Annotated in this window: 29 protein-coding genes and 1 pseudogene; 21 read left to right on the forward strand and 9 right to left on the reverse strand. The window is 68.7% G+C overall.

The genetic code is table 11. The features are described 5' to 3' along the window. Window positions 1-224: 224 nt before the first annotated feature. Window positions 225-494, reverse strand: a complete 270-nt coding sequence (locus tag ACWD0F_RS09920; RefSeq protein WP_449873755.1) for a hypothetical protein — start codon at window positions 492-494, stop codon at window positions 225-227. A gap of 87 nt (window positions 495-581) precedes the next feature. On the opposite strand from ACWD0F_RS09920, the gene sigJ reads away from it, so the two are divergent. The 5 genes from sigJ (at window position 582) to ACWD0F_RS09945 (ending at window position 4,473) form a co-directional block, all read left to right on the forward strand. Beyond that, entirely contained in the window at window positions 582-1,526 is a 945-nt protein-coding gene (gene sigJ / locus ACWD0F_RS09925; protein WP_449873757.1) for an RNA polymerase sigma factor SigJ, read from the forward strand. A 93-nt stretch (window positions 1,527-1,619) separates the two neighbouring features. Continuing rightward, complete coding sequence (locus ACWD0F_RS09930) at window positions 1,620-2,807, forward strand: NAD(P)/FAD-dependent oxidoreductase (RefSeq protein WP_449873758.1); 1,188 nt, start codon at window positions 1,620-1,622, stop codon at window positions 2,805-2,807. A gap of 38 nt (window positions 2,808-2,845) precedes the next feature. Next, complete coding sequence (locus ACWD0F_RS09935) at window positions 2,846-3,400, forward strand: GNAT family N-acetyltransferase (protein WP_449873760.1); 555 nt, start codon at window positions 2,846-2,848, stop codon at window positions 3,398-3,400. 202 nt (window positions 3,401-3,602) lie between these two features. Continuing rightward, entirely contained in the window at window positions 3,603-3,854 is a 252-nt protein-coding gene (locus ACWD0F_RS09940; protein WP_449873762.1) for a hypothetical protein, read from the forward strand. Window positions 3,855-4,062: 208 nt separating this feature from the next. Next, window positions 4,063-4,473 (forward strand): HIT family protein, encoded by a 411-nt coding sequence (locus tag ACWD0F_RS09945; protein ID WP_449873764.1) that lies wholly within the window; start codon window positions 4,063-4,065, stop codon window positions 4,471-4,473. Between the two features lie 169 nt (window positions 4,474-4,642). Here ACWD0F_RS09945 and ACWD0F_RS09950 read toward each other — a convergent pair whose 3' ends face one another. The 3 genes and pseudogenes from ACWD0F_RS09950 to ACWD0F_RS09960 all read right to left on the reverse strand — a co-directional run bounded on the left by ACWD0F_RS09950 (window position 4,643) and on the right by ACWD0F_RS09960 (window position 6,628). Continuing rightward, window positions 4,643-5,470 carry a tetratricopeptide repeat protein gene (locus ACWD0F_RS09950; RefSeq protein WP_449873766.1) on the reverse strand — a complete coding sequence of 276 codons (828 nt, stop codon included), beginning with the start codon at window positions 5,468-5,470 and terminating at the stop codon, window positions 4,643-4,645. A 13-nt stretch (window positions 5,471-5,483) separates the two neighbouring features. Continuing rightward, window positions 5,484-6,266 (reverse strand): annotated as a pseudogene (locus tag ACWD0F_RS09955) (NB-ARC domain-containing protein); the annotation flags it as partial. After that, entirely contained in the window at window positions 6,263-6,628 is a 366-nt protein-coding gene (locus ACWD0F_RS09960) for a hypothetical protein (protein WP_449873768.1), read from the reverse strand. The pseudogene ACWD0F_RS09955 and the gene ACWD0F_RS09960, both read right to left, overlap by 4 nt. A gap of 295 nt (window positions 6,629-6,923) precedes the next feature. On the opposite strand from ACWD0F_RS09960, the gene ACWD0F_RS09965 reads away from it, so the two are divergent. From ACWD0F_RS09965 to ACWD0F_RS09995, 7 genes are all read left to right on the forward strand, one after another. Further along, window positions 6,924-7,274, forward strand: coding sequence for a PRC-barrel domain-containing protein (locus tag ACWD0F_RS09965; protein ID WP_449873769.1), 351 nt, complete (start codon window positions 6,924-6,926; stop codon window positions 7,272-7,274). Window positions 7,275-7,469: 195 nt separating this feature from the next. Beyond that, entirely contained in the window at window positions 7,470-8,336 is an 867-nt protein-coding gene (locus tag ACWD0F_RS09970; RefSeq protein ID WP_449873771.1) for an STAS domain-containing protein, read from the forward strand. Then, window positions 8,336-8,716, forward strand: a complete 381-nt coding sequence (locus ACWD0F_RS09975; protein WP_449873773.1) for an STAS domain-containing protein — start codon at window positions 8,336-8,338, stop codon at window positions 8,714-8,716. The genes ACWD0F_RS09970 and ACWD0F_RS09975 overlap by 1 nt, the downstream gene beginning before the upstream one ends. Then, entirely contained in the window at window positions 8,716-9,114 is a 399-nt protein-coding gene (locus ACWD0F_RS09980; RefSeq protein ID WP_449873775.1) for an ATP-binding protein, read from the forward strand. Before ACWD0F_RS09975 ends, ACWD0F_RS09980 begins: the two co-directional genes overlap by 1 nt. Then, window positions 9,111-10,091 carry a SpoIIE family protein phosphatase gene (locus ACWD0F_RS09985; RefSeq protein ID WP_449873777.1) on the forward strand — a complete coding sequence of 327 codons (981 nt, stop codon included), beginning with the start codon at window positions 9,111-9,113 and terminating at the stop codon, window positions 10,089-10,091. The genes ACWD0F_RS09980 and ACWD0F_RS09985 overlap by 4 nt, the downstream gene beginning before the upstream one ends. Before the next feature lie 711 nt (window positions 10,092-10,802). Continuing rightward, the gene (locus ACWD0F_RS09990; protein ID WP_449873779.1) at window positions 10,803-11,144 is read left to right on the forward strand and encodes a histone-like nucleoid-structuring protein Lsr2; all 342 of its coding nucleotides are present in this window, start codon (window positions 10,803-10,805) and stop codon (window positions 11,142-11,144) included. 100 nt (window positions 11,145-11,244) lie between these two features. Then, window positions 11,245-12,726, forward strand: coding sequence for an apolipoprotein N-acyltransferase (locus tag ACWD0F_RS09995; RefSeq protein WP_449873780.1), 1,482 nt, complete (start codon window positions 11,245-11,247; stop codon window positions 12,724-12,726). On the opposite strand, the gene ACWD0F_RS10000 is transcribed toward ACWD0F_RS09995, so the two are convergent. The 5 genes from ACWD0F_RS10000 to ACWD0F_RS10020 form a co-directional block, all read right to left on the reverse strand. Continuing rightward, window positions 12,723-13,799, reverse strand: coding sequence for an ABC transporter substrate-binding protein (locus tag ACWD0F_RS10000; RefSeq protein ID WP_449873782.1), 1,077 nt, complete (start codon window positions 13,797-13,799; stop codon window positions 12,723-12,725). The two genes, ACWD0F_RS09995 and ACWD0F_RS10000, sit on opposite strands and share 4 nt — an antisense overlap. Continuing rightward, window positions 13,796-14,329: a SigE family RNA polymerase sigma factor gene (locus tag ACWD0F_RS10005; RefSeq protein WP_449873784.1), complete on the reverse strand. Its 534-nt coding sequence runs from the start codon at window positions 14,327-14,329 to the stop codon at window positions 13,796-13,798. The genes ACWD0F_RS10000 and ACWD0F_RS10005 overlap by 4 nt, the downstream gene beginning before the upstream one ends. A 170-nt stretch (window positions 14,330-14,499) precedes the next feature. After that, on the reverse strand, window positions 14,500-15,120 hold the full coding sequence (locus ACWD0F_RS10010) for an L-threonylcarbamoyladenylate synthase (protein WP_449873786.1): 621 nt from the start codon (window positions 15,118-15,120) through the stop codon (window positions 14,500-14,502). Window positions 15,121-15,247: 127 nt separating this feature from the next. Beyond that, entirely contained in the window at window positions 15,248-15,853 is a 606-nt protein-coding gene (locus tag ACWD0F_RS10015; protein ID WP_449873788.1) for a hypothetical protein, read from the reverse strand. 18 nt (window positions 15,854-15,871) lie between these two features. Next, window positions 15,872-16,477, reverse strand: a complete 606-nt coding sequence (locus ACWD0F_RS10020) for a CGNR zinc finger domain-containing protein (protein ID WP_449873790.1) — start codon at window positions 16,475-16,477, stop codon at window positions 15,872-15,874. A gap of 97 nt (window positions 16,478-16,574) precedes the next feature. Between ACWD0F_RS10020 and ACWD0F_RS10025 the strand changes: the two genes are divergently transcribed. The 9 genes from ACWD0F_RS10025 (at window position 16,575) to ACWD0F_RS10065 (ending at window position 22,860) form a co-directional block, all read left to right on the forward strand. Next, entirely contained in the window at window positions 16,575-17,324 is a 750-nt protein-coding gene (locus ACWD0F_RS10025; protein WP_449873792.1) for a metallophosphoesterase, read from the forward strand. A gap of 39 nt (window positions 17,325-17,363) precedes the next feature. Then, entirely contained in the window at window positions 17,364-17,564 is a 201-nt protein-coding gene (locus tag ACWD0F_RS10030; protein WP_449873794.1) for a hypothetical protein, read from the forward strand. A 34-nt stretch (window positions 17,565-17,598) separates the two neighbouring features. Beyond that, the gene (locus tag ACWD0F_RS10035) at window positions 17,599-18,453 is read left to right on the forward strand and encodes a hypothetical protein (RefSeq protein ID WP_449873796.1); all 855 of its coding nucleotides are present in this window, start codon (window positions 17,599-17,601) and stop codon (window positions 18,451-18,453) included. Window positions 18,454-19,189: 736 nt separating this feature from the next. Further along, a complete protein-coding gene (locus ACWD0F_RS10040) occupies window positions 19,190-19,480 on the forward strand; it encodes a hypothetical protein (protein WP_449873798.1) in 291 nt (96 codons plus the stop codon). Continuing rightward, a complete protein-coding gene (locus tag ACWD0F_RS10045) occupies window positions 19,477-19,782 on the forward strand; it encodes a hypothetical protein (protein WP_449873799.1) in 306 nt (101 codons plus the stop codon). Before ACWD0F_RS10040 ends, ACWD0F_RS10045 begins: the two co-directional genes overlap by 4 nt. A 428-nt stretch (window positions 19,783-20,210) precedes the next feature. After that, entirely contained in the window at window positions 20,211-21,179 is a 969-nt protein-coding gene (locus tag ACWD0F_RS10050; RefSeq protein ID WP_449873801.1) for an alpha/beta hydrolase, read from the forward strand. A gap of 137 nt (window positions 21,180-21,316) precedes the next feature. Further along, entirely contained in the window at window positions 21,317-21,868 is a 552-nt protein-coding gene (locus ACWD0F_RS10055) for a peroxiredoxin family protein (protein WP_449873802.1), read from the forward strand. 105 nt (window positions 21,869-21,973) lie between these two features. Next, window positions 21,974-22,177 carry a hypothetical protein gene (locus ACWD0F_RS10060; protein ID WP_449873804.1) on the forward strand — a complete coding sequence of 68 codons (204 nt, stop codon included), beginning with the start codon at window positions 21,974-21,976 and terminating at the stop codon, window positions 22,175-22,177. 140 nt (window positions 22,178-22,317) lie between these two features. Further along, on the forward strand, window positions 22,318-22,860 hold the full coding sequence (locus ACWD0F_RS10065; RefSeq protein ID WP_449873806.1) for a MauE/DoxX family redox-associated membrane protein: 543 nt from the start codon (window positions 22,318-22,320) through the stop codon (window positions 22,858-22,860). Window positions 22,861-22,884 lie beyond the last annotated feature (24 nt).

The raw sequence follows: 22,884 nt of genomic DNA on the forward strand, positions 1-22,884 counted from the left end.
GCGCGCCGCAGCCTCGGAGATGCCAGGCGATCATCGCCCGGGAGTGCAGGACCAGGCAGTCTGTCACGACACGAGAGGACGTTCATGATCAGCAGAGACGTGGCACGGTTCGCGTCAGCAGCCCTGCTCACCACCACCCTTGTCGCATCACCGCTCTCCGCCTCCGCCGGATCGGTGGAGTACGGCAACTGCGGCGGAGGAGCGAATCGTCAAAGGGGCAAAGGCTAATTAAGCCCACGACCTGGAGGGTCCTCCCGCAACCACACCATCCGCGTCGCCGGGAGCTGCTCCATGTCCTCCAGCTCGGCCAGGGCGACCACCCAGGCGGACACCATCAAGCAGGCGCCCACCAGAGCCATGGTGAAGGGGGCGCCGTGGAAGCGGTATCCGGAGCTGCGCGCGGTGCTGAACCCGGCCGCGAGGACGGCCACTGCCGTCAAGATCAGGGCCCATAAGGAGAGGTCGAGGACGGTCGCCATGGCGACCGATTCCATTGATCCAAGCGGAGCCGCCACCAGAGGTGCGAAGACCCTGGGCCCGAGCCGCACGCCGGATCCGGAAGACGCGCTTAGGATCGGCCCATGCCCTTGACCGCGCAGGACGTCGACCGGTTCGAGACCTCCAGGTCGCGCCTGGAGACCATCGCCTACCGCCTCCTCGGCTCCGCCGGGGAGGCCGAGGACGCCGTGCAGGAGACGTTCCTGCGCTGGCAGGCCGCCGATGTCAGCCGCATCGAGGTCCCCGAGGCCTGGCTGACGAAGGTCCTCACCAACCTGTGCCTCAACCAGCTCACCTCCGCGCGGGCGCGCCGCGAGACCTACGTGGGCCAGTGGCTCCCCGAGCCGCTGCTCGCCGGGGACCCGATGCTCGGCCCGGCCGACACGGCCGAGCAGCGCGAGTCGGTCTCGTACGCGGTCCTCACCCTCATGGAGCGCCTCTCGCCCAGCGAACGGGCGGTGTACGTGCTGCGGGAGGCCTTCGACTACCCGCACCGGGAGATCGCCGAGATCCTCGACGTCACCGAGGCCGCCAGCCAGCAGATCTTCCACCGTGCCAAGAAGCACGTCGCGGCCGGCAAGGCCCGTACCGAGATCGACGAGGCCGTCGCCCGGCGGATCGTCGAGGAGTTCCTGGCGGCCGCCACCAGCGGCAAGACCGAGCCGCTCATCCGCCTGCTCACCGGGGACGCCATCTCGGTCGGCGACGGCGGCGGGAAGGTTCCGGCTCGCACCAAGGCGTTCGAGGGCGCCGTCGCGGTCGCGAAGTTCCTGCGCGGCCTGTTCCGGCCAGGCGAGGCCAAGCGCGCCCTGGTCGGCGGCGCGCCCGGGGTCTACGCCTGGATCGCCAACGGCGACCCCGCCGTCGTGGCCGTCGTGAACGGCCGGGTCGTCGGCGTCATGTGCCTGGAGGTGACCGCCGAGGGCATCGTCGCGTTCCGCAGCCAGGCCAACCCCGACAAGCTCGGCCGCGCGACCGCGCAATGGGCGGCCGCCGACCGGGGAGAGCCCCTGTTCAACGCCTTCTGAGCGTGGTGTGAGGTGCTTCACATCGCGTACCTGTCAGGAAACGCCGGGCCATCCGGTTCAAGTGGCGAACCCGCGCTAGACAGGAGCAACGAAATGCAGCATCGCATCGTCGTCCTCGGAGCCGGATACACCGGCGCCATCGCCGCCGGCCGCCTCGCCAAGCGGCTGCACCGCGAGGACGTCTCCATCACCCTCGTCAACGCCGAGCCCGACTTCGTGGAACGTGTCCGCATGCACCAGCTGGCGACCGGGCAGGAGATCAAGCCCCGGCCGTTCAGCGAGATGTTCGCGGGCACCGGCGTCGAGCTGAGGCTCGCGAAGGTCACCGGCGTCGACGTCGACCGCAAGACCGTCGCCGTCACCGACGCGAACGGCGCGGGAGAGCTCGCCTACGACACGCTCATCTACGCCCTCGGCAGCGGCTGGAACGCCCAAGGCGTCCCCGGGACCGCCGAGCACGCCTATGAGATCGCCGGTCGCCCCGGAGCGCTTCGGCTGCGCGAGCGCCTGGCCCGCCTCGACGCCGGGCAGAGCGTGGTCGTCGTCGGCGGCGGCCTAACCGGCCTGGAGGCCGCGACCGAGATCGCCGAAGCCCGCCCGGACCTCGACGTCGCCCTCGCCGCCCGCGGCGGCCTCGGCGACTGGCTCTCGCCCAAGGGCCGCGAGCACGTACGGCACGTCTGCGGCAAGCTCGGGATCACCGTGCACGAACGGGCCGCCGTCGCCGCTGTCGAAGCCGGCCGCGTCGTCACCGCCGACGGCGCGGCCATCCCGGCCGCCGTCACCGTGTGGACCACCGGCTTCGCGGTCCACCCGATCGCGAGCGCGACCGCCCTGAAGGTCACCGGCACCGGCCAGATCGTGGTCGACGGCACGATGCGCTCGGTCTCGCACCCGGACGTGTACGCCATCGGCGACGCGGCCATGGCGCTGGGCCACGGGAACAAGCCGCTGCGGATGTCGTGCGCCTCCGGAACTCCGGCCGCGTGGCGGGCCGCCGACGCGATCGCGGCGCGCCTGACCGGCGGCAAGCCCTCGGCCGCGCCGATCCACTACTTCAACCAGTGCATCTCACTGGGCCGCAAGGAGGGCCTGATCCAGTACGTCACCGCCGACGACCGCGCCCGGCCTGCGGTCCTGACCGGACGGCTCGCCGCCGTCTACAAGGAGCTCATCTGCAAGGGCGCCGCCTGGGGCGTCGCCAACCCGATGCTCGGGGTGCCGACCCGGCGCCGGCGCGTCACGCGCGAGCGGGCGGCGGCGGACGCGCGGGTCAACTGAGGGTGGCCCCGCGACGGACCAGAAAGGCCGGCTCAGGAATGACACCAGCGGTTTCCCGGCTCACCGAACGACTGCGGCTGGACCGGCCCACCTTCGCGGACGTGACCGCGCACTACGAAATCCACGGAGATCCCGAGACCCATCGTTTCAACCCCGCGGGGCCGCTCGCCTCACCGGCGGACAGCGAAGCGGAGTTGAGCGAATGGGCCGCCCACTGGGAAGAGCACGGATTCGGCTACTGGACGGTCCGCACGAGAGCGGACGGACAGGTCATCGGCTTCGGCGGCGTCGTCTACCGCGACTATGGCCACGGCGTCATGCTGAATCTCTATTACCGGTTCCGGCCCTCGGCATGGGGGCGGGGTTTGGCGCAGGAAATGGCGCGAGAGGCGATCGTACTGGCCGCCGAGACCGTTTCCGGAGCACCGGTGGTGGCCGTGATCAACCCGGCGAACACCCCGTCGGTCCGGGTCGCGGAACAGGTGGGCCTGCGACTCGATGGCATGATCCCCCTCGCCAGAGGCAGCCGCGCTCTCTATCGACTGCACAGTGCGCGAACGGCTCCGGGCGAAGCAGGAATGCGTGGCGATTGAAGGACCGCTCAGGGGTGCGGCGGTGGATTCGAGAGGCGTGCACACGCTGGACCGCGAGCAGGCGCAGGGTCACAAAGAGGTCACTACGTAAAAGCCCGGCCCGTACAGCGTGAACTTGGCCCGCTTCAGGGAAGACGTTGCGGCCTCGCCGCAGGGTGGACCCGCGGCGCCGGCGAAGGCCACTGCATGGACGGAGACCCTTGTGACAAGTCTGCCGCTGCTCAAACCCGGGGACGACAACTACGACGTCAAGACCGTCAGAGGGGCGTTGAACGCCCGCGGCTACTTGCCGGAGGCCGTGTACGCCACCGTGGGGCTGAAGGCGTGGCTCGACCGCACCACCTACGATCCTGAGCTGGCCGGTCTCATGCGCGGTTTTCAGCGGATCGAGAAGCTCGACGAAGACGCGCTCATCGGCGAGAACACCTGGTCCGCCCTGCTGCGGGCGTCATGAGCGACGGCCTGTGGTTGCGCCATTGGCCGGAGTCAGCGCCGTGCCCGGCCGCGGAGGGCGGCCGCGATCCGCGGAAGAGCGCCCACCACGGCGACGCCGAGGAGGACGCGCACCCGCAGACCGGAGTTCCGCCCGGTGAGGCCGCCATGCCGCGACCGATGCTGACCAAGCGCCACGGCATGGGGCCGCTCGGTGCGATCATCGGCAGGTGGACGAATGTGTCTTTTGCCAGATCGTCGCCGGCCGGGCCTCCGCCTATCGGGTGACGGAGGACGACCACGCGGTCGCGTTCCTGGACATCGCCCCCGCCACGCCGGGTCATACGCTGATCGTGCCTCGTGGGCATGCCCGGGACCTGTGGGAACTGTCGGAGGACGCCTGCGCACAGGTCGCTCGGCTGGTGCATCGCGTGAGCGCGCTGCTGCGGGCGGCGCTGGCTCCGGACGGCTTGTCGGTCACCCACGCCACAGGGGAGGCGGCCGGGCAGGAGGTCTTTCACTTCCACGCTCACGTCGTCCCGCGCTGGCAGGGCGACGACGCGAGGATGATGTGGCGGTCCCGGCGTGCTTCGCCTGAGGAGCTCCAGGAGATGCTGGCGCGGATCACCGCGGCTCGATGACCCTCCGACCGGCAACCGTGTCCGCACGAACGGCCGCCGGCCGCATCGACGTGTGTCAGGCCCGCCCCGCCCTGCGCATGAGGCGGCTGGACGAGCCGTATGCCAGCAGCGTTGTCCGGCGAAAAGACCGGAAGAATCGATGGTTTTCTGTGTCTGAGGAGTCACCATTCTATGGGCGTGGTCTTGGTGTGATCGGTGTTCGGGCGATGTTCGCGAGGCGAGCCCGTACGTATGCGATGCTCTCCGCATCCAGGAGCCTCTCATAGACGGCCAGCGATGCCTGCCAAAATTCGCGGGCCGTATCCTGCCGGCCGGCTTCATGCGCGGCGCCTCCCAGGGTTTCGAGTATCCAGGCTTCGCCAGGCCAGTCGTCAATGCTCCGAGCGTGCTGGAGGGCCTGCTGGAGATGGTCGGTCGCCTGCTGCAGCATGCGTCGCCGCAAGTATGAGTAGGCCATTCGACAAAGAGCGATATTCAGTCCGAATTGATCGCCCGTCGCCTGGAATACCTGGACTGCTTGCCGGCAGCAATCCGTTGCTTCTTCGTACTGCCCTACGCGTTGGTGCGTGGCACCGAGGCTTTGCAGCGCATACCCCTCTACATTTCGGTACCCTGTTTCGCGAGACGTGGCCAGCGCCTTATGCAGGTATTCGAATGACTCGTCATAGCGGCCGAGGGCCGCGGCCGCGCTGCCTAAGTTGACAAGCAGTATTTCTCCCTCCCAGCCGAGCCTTCTGTAACAGTCGAGTGCGGTGCGCTGATGATGGTAGGACTTCTCGTACTGGCCGCTGTAGTAGTAGGCGCCGCCAAGGCCGCGGTGAAGTTCGGCCTCGGCCTGCACGTCCTGGGCGGTGCGCGCGGCCTCCAAGCCGATCAGATGCATACGAATCCATGAATGAGAGTCCCTTCGGCGATTGAAGTAAGGCTGAATGGCTACGACCAGCCAGCAGCCCAGGTCGAATCGCCCGTGGCCGACGGCTTGTTGCACGGCGGCCATGTTCGGCGACTATGCGGAGTGCGAGAGGTAGGTGCGAGCAGTAGCGGACGATACTGCTCGCCGCCTCGGGTTCGGCGGCGACACGTGTTCTGCCGATGATTTTGGTCACGAGATCGAGCGCTTCGCGAGGCGGGAGCATGTCCACGATGATGCGGCGGGCGCCGTCGCCGGATATCAGGCCGGGAAGCAGACTCCGGCTGGTGACCACCACTAATGGTCCCGAAGAGCCCGGCAGGAGAGGACGGATTTGTCGAGCGCTGTTGGCATTGTCCAGGACGATCAACATCCGCCTGCCACTCAGTACGGAGCGGAACAGGGCCGCGCGCATGTGCAACTCGAGTGGGATGCTCTCGGGCGGTACGCCGATAACCTTCAGGAGATTGCCGATGACGTCATTGGGTGAGAGCGGCGGACCAGGACCATAGCCTTGAAGGTTCACGTACAGGTCGCCGTCCGGGAACTGATCCCGGCAACGATGCGCCCAGTGCACGGCGAGTGCCGTTTTGCCGACACCCGCAAGTCCGGTGAGGGCGGTCACGATCACGGCGGTCGGTTCGCTTGCAGCCCTTGCGAGCAGAACGTCGAGCATTTCCAGGTCCGACTCGCGACCCGTGAAATACGTGATGTCCCGCGGTAACTGCCGGGGTGTGGGATGTCCGGACAACTGGCCTGACGGCGGCCACCACGGGTTCGAGCCGCTCGCTCCAGCGTGAATGTGCACATCCCTGGCAGCGGTGTACGCATCGCGCTGTGGGCTGGCGTTCTGGTGTACACCCGGGTTTTCGGGAGCGGTCATTGCCGTCTGACAGTCAGGTCTCGGCCCGCCGTATAGGCGTCCCGGCCTGCCCGGACTGTCTGTGTCACCGACCCGGCGGGCGGGCGTTGCTGTGCCCACCCGGCAAGTTCCGCAGCGAAATTCTCGTCTTGCTCGGCGTACGAGCACAGCGCTTCCGCCAGATCTCGCACCGCGTCCTCGTCGTCGCCCTGCTCGACCGCGCGCTCCAGCTTGCGCACCGCAGGTGTGTCGTCGCCGAAGATCGTGCGGATCCGCTCGCGAATCGTTGTCACCATGTTCAGCGCCGCCTGCTCACTCAGGCCGGAGACGGCGCCCGTGCCCGCGATCAGGGCCACCGCTGCCGCCACTTCTGACACGCTCATTTCCCGTCTCTTCCCATGCCGGCCGTGGAAGGCAGTTACTCCCCAGATGCACTGTCGTTACCTATGGGGCGGCGGATCCCGCCGGTCGTCGGCTTCGAACAGGTGGGCGCACACGGGCACGAGCCGGTCGCGAAAGCAGGGGTGCGGCGTGCCGAAGCCGGCATCGTGAGGGTGGCATCGCCTTCTCGCGCGGCGTCGGCTGGTCGTGGACAGCCGTGAGATACGCCACGTTTGCGCGGTCAGGCTCGGGTAGCGATCTGGGGGTCACACCATCGAGGACAGGAGCAACCCGCTTATGAGTCAGCCGTGGAGCTATCGCGAGGGCGTCTTCTCCGACACGAGCCTCAGCCTGATCGGCTTCGACGTCGAAGCCACCGACGGCAAGATCGGGTCGGTGGACGAGGAGAGCAACGCCGTCGGCGACAGCCACCTGGTCGTCGACACCGGCTTCTGGATCTTCGGCAAGAAGGTCGTCCTGCCGGCCGGCACCGTGACCGAGGTCGACCCCCAGAACAAGAAGGTCTTCCTGGCACGGACGAAGGACGAGATCAAGAACGCGCCCGAGTACGATGAGGCGACTTATACCGACCCCGGCTACCGGCAGCAGGTCGGCGACTACTACGGCCGCTACCCCGATCTGCCCTGACCCCTCCGCCCGCCGGGCGCACCCATGAACGGATCGTGTGGGGCTCCTTCCCTCGCTGGGAGGAGCCCCACACGCTCGTGATTCCGGCGTGGAACAGGGTGCTCTTCGGTGTTTACGCAGGTAGCGGGTGGCGAGCCGCAGACGGCGCTAGCCTTGCGAGGATTTGCTCCATTCATCCCCACAGTGCGGAAGTGCATGATGACTGTTCATGATGAGGCCGACCGCCTCGGTATCGGTGTGCTCCTGCGAGAGCAGGAGGAACGCATCGTCAAGCGGTGGGTCGATCTCGCGGCCGCGACCGCCGGCGGGCACACCGATCGCGGGATACTGGCCGATCGGCTGCGCGAGATCTACCAGGCGCTGCGGCACTCCCTGATCCAGGGCGGCGACGCGAGCGATCTGCGCGGTCTGCTGGCGGAGCTGTCGCGTATGCAGGCCCGGGAGGGTTTCACCCCGTCGGAGACCGCTGTCGTCGTGTTCGGCGTCAAGGAAGCGGTCTATGAGGTCATCGGGGCCGAGGACGACTCGGCGACCCTGCGGGGCTACATCTGGTTCTCCAAGTTCGTCGACGACCTGGGCCTGTACACGTTCGAGACCTTCGTGACGGCCCGTGAGAAGATCATCATCGATCAGGCCGAGCAGCTTCTGGAGCTTTCCACCCCGGTGGTGAAGTTGTGGCAGGGCATTCTGGCGGTGCCTCTGGTCGGCACGCTGGACTCGGCCCGCACGCAGGTGGTCATGGAGAAGCTGCTGCAGGCGCTGGTGGACACCGGCTCGGAGCACGCGGTGATCGACATCACCGGGGTGCCGGCCGTGGACACCCAGGTGGCGCAGCATCTGCTCAAGACGGTGGTGGCCGCGCGGCTGATGGGAGCCGAGTGCGTGATCTCCGGCATCAGCCCGCAGACCGCTCAGACCATCGTCACCCTGGGCATCGAGTTCGGTGACATCGTGACCAAGTCCTCGCTGGCCGAGGCGCTGTCGCATGCGCTGCGCCGCAGCGGCGTGCAGGTCACGCACGGGGCCGGCAAGCGTGTCGTGGTGGGCATGGAGCGGGCCTGATGGATCGCGTGCCCGTACTCAAACTCGGCGACATCCTCATCGTCTCCATCCAGATCGATCTGCAGGACCAGGGCGTCTTGGTGCTGCAGGAGGATCTGGCCGACGCGGTCGTCAAGACCGGCGCCCGCGGCGTGATCATCGACATCACCGCTGTGGAGATCGTCGACTCCTTCATCGGCCGCATGTTGTCCACGATCGCGTCGATCTCGCGGATGCTGGACGCGGAGACGATCGTGGTGGGCATGCGGCCCGCGGTCGCGATCACCCTGGTCGAGCTCGGCCTGTCCCTCGGTGGTGTGCGCACCGCGCTCAACCTGGAGAAAGGCGTCGCGATGCTCCAGGACGGCGACAGAGTCAGCGCCGTCGCGGTGCGTTGGTGATGGACGCCATCGAGGTGCCCATCGCCGGCACCGGTGACGTGGTGGTGGTGCGTCAGCAGGTGCGCACGTACGCCCAGCAGATCGGTCTGTCCCTGGTGGATCTGACCAAGGTGGTGACCGCCGCCAGCGAACTGGCCCGCAACACCCTGGTGTACGGCGGCGGCGGCCTGATGCGGATGGAGGCGCTCGACGGCGGCCGTCGCCGTGGGCTGCGGTTGTCGTTCATCGACGAGGGCCCGGGGATCGGTGATCTGGACCAGGCGCTGACCGATGGGTGGAGCACGGGCGGCGGCCTCGGGCTGGGGTTGAGTGGCTCCCGCCGTCTGGTCGACGAGTTCGACCTGGAGTCCGCGCCCGGAGCGGGGACCCGGGTGACGGTGGTGAAATGGGCCAGATGATCCGCTCCACCGGCGAGGCATGGATCCGGATCGAGGACTTCAGCGCCGTGGGAGCGGCCCGGCGCGCCGCGCAGGCGCTGGCGGAGTCGCTGGGCTTCGGCGCGCACGAGTCCGGCCGGGTGACGCTGGCGGTCAGTGAGGCGGCCTCCAACCTGTTCAAGCACGCGGCCGAGGGCAGAATCCTGATCCGGCAGCACCCGGGGCCGGCCCCGGAGGCGCCCGCGGCCGTCGAAGTCGTCGTCGTGGACAAGGGGCCGGGTATGGCGGACTTCGGCCGGGCGCTGCGCGATGACCACGTCACCGCGGGCACGCCCGCGCAGCACGAGGTCTACTCGGTGCCCGGGCGCGGCACCGTGATGGTCATGTGGTTCACCGCCGGGGCGACGCCTCCACCGGCCTCCCGCGTGAGTGGTCTGACCCGCCCCATCGGGGAGGAGAGCGTCTGCGGCGACGCCTTCGCTTGCCTGGACAGCCCTGGAACGTCGGTCGCGATGGTGTGCGACGGGCTCGGTCACGGCGAACTGGCGGCCCTGGCCTCACGCAAGGCGGTGCGGGCCTTCACCGAGCGCAGCGACCTGCCGCCGGGCGCGCTCGTGGAGCACATCCACCGCGCCCTCGCCGGGACCAGAGGCGGCGCCGTGGCCGTGGCCAGGCTCGATCGCGGCAGCAGGGTCGTCCGCTACGCCGGGCTGGGCAACGTGGCGGGCTGGATCGTCCACCCCGAGGGCCGGCAGGGCATGATCTCCGTGCCGGGCATCGCCGGTCACCAGGGCAGGACCGTGCGCGAGTACGAGTACGTCGCGCCGCCGTACAGCATGATCGTCATGCACTCCGACGGGCTGACCGATCGGTGGGACATCTCCGCCTTTCCCGGCCTGACGGCACGCTCCCCGGCCGTCGTGGCCGCCACGCTGCTGCGCGATGCCGGCACGCGCAGAGACGACGCCGGCATCCTGACCGTGAAGGTCACCTCATGAGCGAGACGGGACCGCGACGATCTGGAGGTGTCCACCGACCGGCGCATCGGCGGTCTCGGCACCCGTGAGGACGACGTGGCCCTGCTGCTCTTCCGCCGCCACCCGCCGCCCGGATGACCGTGCGCGCTGACAGGCGTCGAGGTGGGTGCGGACGTTCAAGGCGTTTTCCAGGCGATCGATCAAGGGCGCTTCGGGCCGGAGACTTGAATGGAACTTCAACATAGCGGCTTCATCGTTATTGACCGGAGAATGAAGCCCGGCATGACCGCAAGGCTGAGAGCCGCCGGTGGGCTGAAGGATCAGCGAGGCGGGGGATGAACCGGCGCAAGCGCCTTTCACACTCACCAGGGTGTGTCGTGGTTGGAGTAGGGGAGTGCCCGAAGTCGGGTGCATGTGTCCGTCCAGGACGATGCCGCCGACCGCTCCCGGCTTATGGCCGGTGAGCAGGAAGGAGTAGGTCTCGTGCCGATATTGAAGCATGTTTCGCGCGGATGAAGTTTCTGGGATGTTCGCTGATCGCCCACGGACTGAGATGGTGCCGATGAATGCTGGGCCGCAGACCACGAGCATGGGGTTACCCGCGCGAAAGGGATGTAGCCGCGACATCGCCTACGAACGGTTCCTTTGCGTGGGCGCGGCGGCCGTGGGGATGCATGATTTGCTGAAGGGGGCTACAGTACCTGCAACCGAGACGTATTTTGGAGCATCCCTATGGCGAAGCGTATTGTTGAGTCCTTTGTCGATGACATCGACGGCAGCGATGCCGAGGGAACCACGAAGTTCGGCCTCGACGGCACGAGCTACGAGATCGACCTGTCGGGCTCGAACCGGGAGGAGCTGGAGAAGGCACTCGCTCCCTTTATCACCAAGGCTCGCGCGGTCCGTGCCGACAGAGGCGTTCGCGGACGACGCGGCAGCACCGGCTCCGCCCGGATCGTCAGCCGCGAGAAGTCCACGGAGATCCGGCAGTGGGCCAAGGCTCAGGGCCTGCCGGTGAGCGAGCGAGGCCGCATCGCCGCCACCGTCGTGGAGCAGTACGAGGCAGCCCACTAAGGGAGCCGCCGGACGTGCTCCGTGCTGGGGGGTGTTCCCTACCCCTGATCCGGGGGCGTGCGGGATGGGGGCGAGGAGCGGGGCTTTCTATAGTCGCCACGTGAATCGGCTGAGTCGCTGGACCTTGCTCGCTGCCGGAACCGCCCTGTCGCTCGTGGCCGCGCACGGCCGGTGGGAGCTGGCCGGGGCGGCCTGGATCTACCTGATCTTCCTGTTACGGTTCTCCCGCACCGGCCAGGCGCTGCCCGCACTCGGCGGCATCGCGCTGGCCACCATGGTGGCCACCACGTTCTGGCTCTATGAGAGCGGGCTGCCGGTGTTGAGCCCGGTGTTGCTGCTCTCCCTGGTCATGGCTTCGGCGAGCGTGGTGCCGTACCTTCTGGACCGGCTGATCGCGGCTCGTCTGCCCCGCGTGTGGGCCACGTTGGTGTTCCCGGCGGGGGTCGTCGGCGTGGAGTACGCGCTGGCGAGCCTCAGCCCGGTCGGCAACATCTTGAGCTCCCTGGCCGCCACCCAGCACGACAACCTGCCGCTGCTCCAAGTCGCCTCGGTGACCGGGAGCTACGGCGTCAGCTTCCTCATCGCCTGGTTCGCCGCCGTCTGCGCCGACCTGTGGCAGGGCGGGTTCGCCTGGCGGCGGGCCGCGCCCTTCGGAACCGCTCTGGTGCTGGTGCTCGCCGGCGGCAGCGTGCGCCTGGCCTTCGCGGCGCCCGCGGGTGAGACCGTGCGGGTGGCAGGGGTCAGCCCCGCCCGTTCGGTCCTGGAGGCGTCCGGGCGAGCCCTGAACGGTGTCCGCGCACCCGAGCGGCTCGCCCGGGCGGACCCGAGCCTGGTCCGGCAGGCGTTCGCCCCCGTCAACGACTCTCTGCTGGCCGCCACCGAACGGGAGGCGAACGCCGGAGCCGAGATCGTCCTCTGGCCGGAGGCAGGCGGCGCGGCACGCGAGGCCGATCGGCAGCGTCTGATCGGCGAGATCGCCGCGGTCGCCGTCAGGACCGGCGCCTATGTGAACGCCGGACTGATCGTGATCACGGGTACGCCGCCGTACCTGCGTAACGAGACGGTCCTCGTCGACCCCGGCGGGCACGTCCGATGGACGTACGAGAAAGCCCATCCGGTGCCGGGCATGGACCGGATCGACCCTGGGGACGGCCGGGTGCCGACCGCCGACACCCCCTTCGGCCGCCTGGCGAACGTCATCTGCTTCGACGCCGACTTCCCCGGCCTGATGAGGCAGGCCCGGGAGGTGGACCTGATGCTGGTGCCGTCCAACGACTGGTACGGCTTCGGCGCCGCGCACACCGAGAAGGCGGCGATCCGGGCGGTGGAGAACGGCTACTCGCTGATCCGCCAGGCCGGCAACGGCCTGGCCGCCGTCTTCGATCCGCAGGGCCGGATGCTCACCTCGGCCGACTACTTCACCACCACCCAGCAGACGATGACCGCGTACGTGCCCGTCGCCGGATCTCCGACGCTGTACGCGCGGATCGGCGACCTGTTCGCCTGGCTCTGTCTCGGCGGCCTGGCCGTCCTCGCGGTCGCGGCCCTGCGTCCCAAGGCGCCCTTGCCCGCCGTCCGCTAGCCCGCCGAGACGACGCTCCTGACGTCGAGCCAGTCCTTGAGGTGGTCGTGTTCGCGGGCCAGGTCGGCCACCCGCTGCAGTTCCCGCAGGTTCAGCTGAGCGGGATAGGACCCGAGGGCGACATCGGCCGCTATCGGCTTGTCGACCTTGAGGTAGCTGGGGAGGATCTCCCGGACCTGTGCGGGGTCGCTCGCGATCAGGCGGTGCGCCTTGGCCAGCGCGCGCTGGAACGCCGCGAGGGTGCGGGGATTGCGCCGGCTCCAGTCGCCCGTGGCCATCCAGCCCGCGGTGTGCAACTTCGCGAACGGCCCGTCCATCGCGTCTGTCAGGACGCGTGTGCGTCCTTCGCGGACACCGGTGGTGATGTACGGCTCGGCCGTCAGGATGGCGTCCAAGTAGCCGTCGGCCAGCGAATCGTTCATGCGGGGAAGAGACATTTCGATCAGCTTGACGTCGTCCGTCCTCAGCCCGGACCGCTTCAGCATGGCGGCCATGGAGAGCGTCCCGAGGCCGTTCAGCTGTGAGATTCCGACCTTCTTGCCCTTGAGGTCGCCCACGGTCCGGATCGCCGACTTGGCCTTGACCATGAGAGCGAAGCTCCCTCGCCCGGCCTGGTAGAGGCTTCCGACGACCTTGATGTCCAGGCCCCGGTTGTGCGCGGCGAACGCTACGAGGTAGTCGGTCTGCGCGATGTCCAGCCTGCCCTTGCGCACCTCGGGCATGGCCATGGCGCTGGAGGTGACGATGGTCGGTCGTACCGTCAGGCCCTCCTGCCTGAAGTATCCCCTGGCCTGAGCCAGGTACAGCGGCGCCGCCTCGACGGTCGGCACCACGCCGATCTTGAGGATGGTCTGCTCCGGGGGACCGGGCGGGGCGACGGCGTCCTGCGGCTCGGCGGACAGCACCTTCCCCCCGACCGTGGCGGCGAGCACGGTGACGACGACCACCGCGGCCGCGGACACGGCCATGAGATTGCGCCGCCTGCGCTGGTGGATCTCGATCGCCCGCGCGCCCAGGTCCCGCTCCGGCATGTCGTCCGCGATGCGGCCGAGCTCATCTCCAAACCAGGTCATCGGCGTGCCTCCTTGCTACGGGCCGGGTCGTCCAGGGCGGCGAGTCTGGGCGCCAGCTCCGGCGCCAGTGTGCGCAGGCGGGCCAGAGCGTGATGGGCCTGGCTCTTCACGGTGCCGATCGAGCACCCCAGCAGGTCGGCGACGTCGCGTTCCGTCCGGTCCTCGTAGAAGCGCAGGACGAGCACCGTACGCTGCTTGCGGGTCAGCCGCATGAGCGCCTGGTGCAGGACGATCCGCAGGACGGTGGCGTCTTCGGGCCAGTGGGCCCGCTCGGGCAGGTCGGCGCTCGGTAACTCGTCCGAGCCTCGGCGCCGTCGCCACGAGATGTACTGATTCACCAGGGCCTTGCGCGCGTAGGCCTCCAGATTGTCGATGTGGCGTAATCTCCCCCACCGCCCGACCATCCGGACCAGCACACTCTGCAGCAGGTCCTCCGCGAGGTGAACCTCGCCGGTGAGCAGGTAGGCCAAGCGCAGCAATGGGCGTTGGTGAGCATCGACGAACGCCCGGAAACCGGCATTGCGCTCCAACGTCTCTCCTCAGGTAGGTAACCTCCAGACGCGATCAGCGGCCCAAAAGGTTGGCACTGATCGCCATCGCGTTTCCGGACGTGGAGGAGCGGCCCGCCTGCCGAACCGGGATCGCCCGGCCGTCGTCGCGTGTGACGAGAACGACGTCGCCGGGCGAAGACCTCGATCGCCTACTCGAAGAGGGAGGGGTCTCCGGCGCCCCGGCGCAGGATCTCGGGCTCGTCCTGTGAGAAGTCGATCACCGTCGTCGGCACCGCGCCGCACTCGCCGGAGTCGATCACAGCGTCCAGCACGTGGTCCAGTTGTTCCTTGATCTCCCAGCCCTGCGTCATGGGCTCGGTCTCATCGGGCAGCAGCAGGGTGCTGGACAGCAGCGGCTCGCCGAGTTCGGTGAGCAGGGCCTGGGTGACGACGTGATCGGGGATGCGCACGCCGACCGTCTTCTTCCTGGGATGGAGCAACCGTCGCGGCACCTCCTTCGTCGCGGGCAGAATGAACGTGTAGCCGCCCGGGGTCGCCGCCTTGAGCGAGCGGAACAGCGCGTTGTTCACGTGCACGAACTGGCCGAACTGCGCGAAATCCTTGCACACCAGGGTGAAGTGATGGTCGCCGTCGAGGCGGCGGATCTCCCTGATCCGGTCGATGCCCTCCTTGTTGCCCAGTCGGCACCCCAGCGCGTAGCACGAGTCCGTCGGGTACGCGATCAGCCCGTCCGCGCTGAGGAGATCGACCACCTGCCGGATCATCCGAGGTTGCGGGTTGTCCGGATGCACATCGAAGTACCTTGCCATGTATGCGAGCTTAGAAGCGAAAACTACCGGCGTATGCCACACGACGTGCGTCGAGCGCGGGCGTGCGGCACGATGCCCAGCAAGGTCTGCAAGGTGGGGGAGACCGCCACCTGCTGATGCCGGATCATCAGCGCAGTTCGTAGACGATCTGCTCACGGATCTCGTCCGGCAGCCCCTCGTACGCGGCCAGCCGCGTCAGGGCCGCACGGCTCTCGGGCACGCCTTTGGTGCAGCGGAGTGCCCCCACGGCCTCCTCGGCGGCCATCCCCCGCCGCGCGTACGACTCCGCGAGCTCCATGAGCCAGGGCGTGAGCACCTTTTCGTCATCGACCATGAGGCCGCACCAGTGCAGGGTCTGCCCGGCGATCCAGGCGATGATCCGCCGGGTCCAGATCTCCTCGAAGTCCGCGGTGTCCATGCCCTGGCGGGCGCACTCGGCCTTGGCCGCGGCCATGCGCCCGGCGGTGACGTGCCGGGCGTAGGGCATACGTCCGCGCAGAACAGCCCGAATGCTGGTCCACTCGGGGTATTCGTCCTCCCACATGGGCGGCTGCTCCGGGGGCTCGGGCGAGGGGAGGACGGCCTGGGGCAGGCATGCTTCGAGCACGGCCCGCGCATACGCCAGGTTCTCCTCGCTCTCCGCTGTTTCCGGCGGCCAGAGGAAACCTGAGCCCCAGGAGAACGGGTAGGCCCGGACCGCGTCGGGCAGCAGCGGTGTTTCGTCCGAGATCACGTGACTCCTGGGCCCCTGCTATTCCGGGTGTGGCGCGGCGTTGCGCCGCTGGTAGTGGCGTGCCACCCGCGCCCGGTTGCCGCATGACGGCTTGCACCACTCCTGCCGCCCGTGGCTCTGGACGAAGTAGCGGACGCAGCGCGGCGCGCCGCAGGCCCGCAACCGCTCGCGTTGCGGACCGCTCAGGAAGTCGATGGCGGCGCGCGCCAGCGCGGCGGTCAGCCGGACGTTCGCGTCGGGTTCGGTGGACAGGACTGCCGTCCGGGGCGCTTCATCCGCGGGCCAGTGGAGCTGCGGGACGATGGCTTCGCGGGCGGCGGCCGCGTTGAGGTGGGCCAGCGCCTGCTCGGCGGGCATCAGCCGGTGGGCGTCGGCCCGGCTCGGCGGCGCCGGGCTGACCGCCTGCGCGAACAGCGCTCGTACGGCCCGGCGCAGCTCGACGATCTCGCTCCTGAGCCCCTCGCTCACCGTGACCGCCGCGACATCGACGTGGCCGGCCAGCGGCTCGGCCTGCTGCTGGATCCAGCGGGTCATGCTCTGCGACGTGGCCAGGTCGTCGGCGACACCGCCGTCGCCGTCGTGGCGGATCGTGCTCGCCAGTTCCAAGGCCGGCCAGCGCTCCACGCCGCCTCCTCTCGTTGCCGATGTCCTCATCCATAGCCTAGGGTCCCTAACGCTAAAAAGAATTAAACCATTAGAGGCTTGGTTGGGAGACCCCGCGATGATGTTGCTGCTGGCTCAGATCAGCGACCTGCACCTCGACGGCACCGAAAGGGCCACCCGGCGCGCCACCCGGATCATGGACTACCTGCGGGCCCTGCCCCGCCCGGTCGACGCCTTGCTGGTCACCGGCGACATCGCCGATCACGGCACGGAGCCCGAGTACGAGCAGGCCGCCCAGATCCTGACCGCCGGCTTCCCCGTGCTCACCTGCCCCGGCAACCACGACGTCCGCCCGGCCTACCGCAAGGCCCTGCTGCGAAGGACACCCGGCTCCGGCCCCATCAACGAGGTGCACCACATCGCCGGCACCGCCATCCTGATGTGCGACTCCACCATCCCCGGGCGCGACGAAGGCCGCCTCGACCCCGAAACCCTCGCCTGGATGCACGCCACCCTCGACGGGCTCGCCCCGGACACGCCCGCGCTGATCGCCTTCCACCAGTCGCCCGTCGAGCTGCACCACCCGTTGCCCGACTCCGGCCGGCTGGAGGAGCCCGGCGACCTGGCCGCGCTGCTCGACGCCCACCCCCAGGTCGTCGCCGTGCTCACCGGCCACGCGCACACCGCGGCCGCCTCCACCTTCGCCGGCCGTCCCCTGATCGTCGGACCGGCCGTCACCTGGACCCTGCGCCTGCCGTGGGAGGGCGACCGGCCCGCCGATCGCGAGCAGCCGCCCGGCCTCGCCTTCCACATCCTGGACGACGACCGCCGCCTCACCACGCACTACCGCGTCGTGCTCCCGGCGTGATCCATCCGTACGCGCCTGACTCTGGTCCCGCAGTTCATCGTGCCCGGCCGTACCGTGGCCGGGCAGATCCTCACGCTGGCCACCGCGCACGCCCTGCTGATGGCGGTGTGGTTGCTGACCTGGACGGTGCTGATCCACCAGGGGGCACAGGTGGTGCGCAGGCCCCGCTTCAAGCGTGCGGCCGGCAGGGTGACGGGGGTGATGCTCGTCGTCCTCGGCCTCCGGGCGGCCACGACCTGACCGATGTGTCGCAGGGCCCTGGATGATGGATTCCATGATTGTCAAAACCTTCGATTACCGCGCCGGGGAGATGCCGGAGAACATCGTGGTCCTCGCGGACGGCACGATCTGCGCGACGTTGCTGATGGCCGGTGCCGTCTGGCTGTCCAGCGGCGAGTCCGAACGGGTGGCCCCGGAAGGGGCCGACGCGATCACGGTGGGACTCGCCTCGGACGCCGGCCACCGGCTCTACGCCGCGGTGCGCAGCGCGGACGACAACGTGGCGGGGATCTGGCGGCGTACGGCTCCGCGACGCTGGAGCCGGTTCGCCGCCGCGGACACCCGGGCCGGGCTCAACGGCATCACCTTCGCCGAAGACGGCACCCTGTTCGCCGCGGATTCCGTCCACGGCGAGATCCTCTGCTGCCCTCCCGGCCAGGACACGCTGCGCCGCTGGCTCGTCGACGAACGCCTGGCGCCGACCTCGCGGGAAGACGCGGTCTCGGCCACGGGCGTGAACGGGCTCAAGGTCTGGGACGGCGCTCTGTGGGCGACCAACACGGCCCAGGGCACCGTTCTGCGCATCGGCATCAAAGGGGAGCATCCTGACGAGATAACGCAGGTGCACGCCGGCATCCCCGCCGACGACTTCGCCTTCGACTCCTCCGGCGCCCTCTACCTCGCCGTGCACCCGCGCGACACGGTCCTGCGCATCACCCCGGACGGTGTCAGGACCGTGCTGGCCACCGAGGCCGACGGCCTGGACGGCCCCAGCGCGATCGCCGTGGTCGGCGACGGGCTCCTCGTGACGAGCCTGGCCATGCTCGGCTCGCGGCACCGCCCCAGCATCGTCCACCTCCCCCTGGACGTGGCCGCGCCCGTCCTGCCCCACCCGGCGATCTCCCGCTGACGACCGGGGCAGCCCCGTCGCACGAACCGTACGGTGTCCTTGTCCGGGGCGGCCGAGCGACGGGGTTGCCCCGGCTGATCCGCATAGCGTAAATCGCGAATAATCTTCATGATTTTTCGTGGAATTGGTGGGGATTCAGTCCAGGTCGCCCGTGCCATCGGCGATTTTGCGGGTTATTGCAGGATATTGTCCGATCCTGTGCCTGCTGTCCTTTTAGGGGCGTCGGAGGGGTAATGTGGAATGAGATTCTAGTTGCGCCAAGTGGGTAACATGAATTAATTTTCTGGGGCACGGAGGATCCTCGCGGACCTGAACCTTTTCGGAGGGCGATGCGACGCCACTATCGAGCCGAATGGCTTGCGAATACCTTTATGGCCGATTTGGGTCCTGAGCTCGGCCGGGAACTGCTCGCCCTCGCGTCCTCCACGGTTCAGCCTGCGTCCTGGCCGCCCTGTTCGACCTGTTCGACCGCCACGGCCGACCTGTCGGAGAAGGGTACGACCTGGGCGTGGATCTCACCCAGGTGTAACGGGGAGCTGCGGCCGGCAGGGCCATGCGCTGCTTGCGCGACCGTGGGATCGCTACGACGAGATGCAAGCGAGTGATCGTCCTCAAGCCCGGTCAATTGTCTCCGCCCGGCTGACAAAATGCGTACTGACAGGCTTTTTCCGGCTGAATCATGTGCAAGGGTTTCTCATCAGATCACGGCAATTCCTCGATGGAGTATGCAATGCGGATGAAGCCGCTAGATACCGGTAGACATCTGCACCGGTTACTGGTCCACTACAACGGCGCGACGCGGCTCCGGCTGCGGGCGGCCGTGCACGAAGAGGTGGTCTCGCAGGCGGCCAACGGCTTCGCCGGACAAGCGGTCGTCCAGGTCAGGCGGCTGCTCTCCTGCAGCGCGATGAGAAAGACGCTGAAAGCGCCGGAGACGATGCTCGCCCTCATCGTCACCGCACCGGGTGACGCCATCGAGGTGGCGAACGAGCCCGCACCCGTGAACGGCGACAAGGGTGCGCCATGAATGACACCGGGCTCTCCGACGTCGCCACGTCGCTCTGGTCGGCCGTCTACGCGGGCGGTTTCGACGCCTCCGGGGCCGAAGAGGCGCACTGCGCGCTCAGCCAACTGTGGGGCAGGTTGCGGGAGCACCGCGGGCGCAAGGGCTATTACGAGACCCCTGTCAACAGGGAGGAGCTCTACCTGAGCCTGCTGGACCTGCTGCTCGATGATGACGCCGCCCGCTCCCTGGTCACCCGGATCGCCTCGTCCGGTGACTCCGCGCCCAGCCGTCAGCATGCCGTGCGCTCGAAGCGACGTACCTGAGCCGGCGACCTCGATGGTGTCGCCGCGGTCCTGCCGAAGCTGGTCATGCGTCGATCTGCAGGACAGGGCGGGCGTCGGCTTCGCGACAGATTGAGCGGAGAAGAGCCGGGTAAGAACCGGCCTGAATCCCCCGGCAGACGACATCTGACCGTGGGGGCCGGATCCGTGTTCGACAGCAACGACGGCAAGCGGCAGCAGCCTGCCGCACCGCCGGCGTGGTCCCGGGCCTCGACGTCACCGGCGACCCGCTGCCGCAGAGCCGAACGACAGCCGCGACGGCTTCCGCCGGCACGCGAACCGCACGGGCGAGGCCGGCCGCGACGTGGCCGCCTTCCCCGTCTGACCGGCGCCATCAACCGCCACACACACCTTCCGGGGGGCATCGGCTGGTGGGCCGCGCCCTTCCAGCTTGATGAGAGGAACACGACATGACCAGCGTCATCAGCAAGAAGGTCGTCCTGGAGCAGGCCGCTCAGCAGTTCGCCGACGCCAACGCCAAACGCCCGTTCATCTACGAGCTGCCGCCCGAGCAGGGCCGCGACGTGCTGGAGAAGCTCCAGTCCGACGCGAGCGTCCCCAAGCCGGACATCGACGAGGACTGGATCCAGGTCGAAGGCGGCCCCACCGGGGTGATCCCGATCCGCATCGTCAAGCCCAAGGGCGCCACCGGCGACCTGCCGGTCATCTTCTACATCCACGGCGCCGGCTGGGTGTTCGGCTCGGCCCACACCCACGACCGGCTGGTGCGCGAGCTGGCCACCCGGGTGAACGCCGCCGTGGTCTTTCCCGAGTACGACCGTGCGCCCGAGGCCAAGTACCCCACCCAGATCGAGCAGAACTACGCCGCCGCTCAATGGGTGATGACCCACGGCCGGGAACGGGGGCTGGATCCCTCCCGCATGGCCGTCGTCGGCGACTCGGTCGGCGGCAACATGTCGGCCGTCCTCGCCCTGCAGGCCAAGGAGCGCGGCGATGTGGACCTGAAGTGCCAGGTGCTGCTCTATCCGGTGACCAACGCCGACTTCGACACCGAGTCGTACAAGCAGTTCGCCACCGGCTACTACCTCAACCGCGACGGCATGAAGTGGTTCTGGGACCAGTACACCACCGACCCGAAGCAGCGGGCCGAGATCTACGCCTCACCGCTGCGGGCCGAACTCGACCAGTTGCGCGGCCTGCCGCCGGCGCTGGTGCTCAACGGCGAGGCCGACGTGCTGCGCGATGAGGGCGAAGCGTACGCCGCCAAGATGCGCGAAGCCGGCGTGGACGTCACCGCGGTCCGCCTGGGCGGAATGGTGCACGACTTCGCCATGGTCGATCTGCTGCGCGACACCAACGCCACCAGGACCGCGATGGAGCTGGTCACCGCCGCGCTGCGCAAGGCCCTGAACCCCTGACGCGATCCGCTGTTTGCCACGGAATCATGACAATGCCGCAAATACCGGGCATTGCGGCTGAGGGCTCCTCTAGTAGATCATCTGACAAGTGGCCACGGTGTACCGGTGCCCATAGGTTCGGGGAGAGGACCCATGTCGTGACGTTCGCTGTAGTGGGGCTGGTGCTGGTCGGCGTCGTCAGCGTACTGAACCTGGCGATCCTGCTGGTCGTGCTCCGCCGATGGCGAGAGCTGGAGGCGACAGGCGGTCCTGGCTTCCCCCCGGCCGGAGCCGCGTCCACCGTCCGGATGATCGATCGGATCCCGAGCTTCTCCGCCCGTGCCCTCGACGGCACCGTCGTGACGGAGCGCACCCTGCTCGGCAAGGAGATCCTGGTCGGGTTCTTCTCCCTCACCTGCAAGGCCTGCGCCGAGGCGGTGCCCGTCTTCGCCGGGCACGCCGAGCGGCTGCGGGCCGCCGGCGGGACGTCCCTGGCGATCGTCCACGGCGACGACTCGGCCGGCAGCGAATTGGCCGCCAGGCTCGGCGCCGTGATGGACATCGTGATCGCCGAGGACTCCGGAGCCGAGCTGTCGACGCGGTACGGAGCCAAGCACTACCCGAGCTACGCCTGGTACGGACCCGACAGCATGGTGACCTCGGCGGGCGCGGGCCTCGCCGCCCTGCGGTCCGAGCTGGTCTCTCCCTAGCCTCTCGAAGGCACCCCCCATGCCCTCGCGGGCCGCGTTCGCCCCTTCTTCGGCGGCGTTCGTCCCGTGTGCGGAAACAGATCACCTCACCCCCAAGGAGAAACCATGATGCGAAGTGTGACCCAGCGTGTCACCCGCGCCGTCGAGGCGCTGCTTCCCCAGGCCACCGCCGACGCCGGCTGCCCCCCGGACTCGTGGATGCAGTACAAGTACATCAACGGTGTCTGTTTCGGCCGCGTCGTCTCGACCAGCGGCAACTGCTCGGTCCACTACGGCACCTGGTACAGCTACAGCAACAACTACTGCTGATACCCACCCCGGCCGGCTTGCGTGACACCTGCTTGATCGCGCCGGTGTGGCCGCCCTCGCCGAGGGCGGCCACACCGGCCCCGGCATTCCCCGGACGCGCGTGGCCGTGCGTTCGCGCACCACCACCTCCAGGAGCTTCCGTGCTGTACGTATCGTTCGCCTGCCGCCTCACCCTGGCGGCGGTGATGACACTCGCGGCGGTGGCCAAGCTGCGCTCCTCAGGTGTCTTCGCCGCCTCCCTGGCAGGCTTCGACTTCATCCCCGCGCGCCTGCGCCGCCCGCTGGCCGTGCTGGTCCCGGCCGCCGAGCTGCTCATCGCGCTGCTGCTGGCCCTGCCGGCCACCGTCACGGCCGGGTTCCTCGCCGCCGCGCTGTTCTGCTGCGGCCTGACGGCCGTCCCGGTCCTCGTCGTGGCCCGCGGGAAGAAGGTGACGTGCGCCTGCTTCGGTGCCAGTGAGGTCACCATGGGCGGCTGGCACATCGCCCGCAACGCGGTGCTGCTGACGGCGGCGAGCCTGGGCGCGTTCGTGGCGACGCGTCTCGGCGACGGCGTTCCCGGCCAGATACCGGGGATCGTGCTGGCCGTGGTCTCGGCCGGCGTGCTCACCACTTTGATCGTCTTCGTCGATGACATCGCCGCGCTCTTCGCGTCCCCGGTCACGGCCGGGAACAGCGGCCGGTGAGACGGCACCGGCGCCGGAAAGGAC

It is taken from the genome of Nonomuraea sp. NPDC002799 (assembly GCF_053592075.1).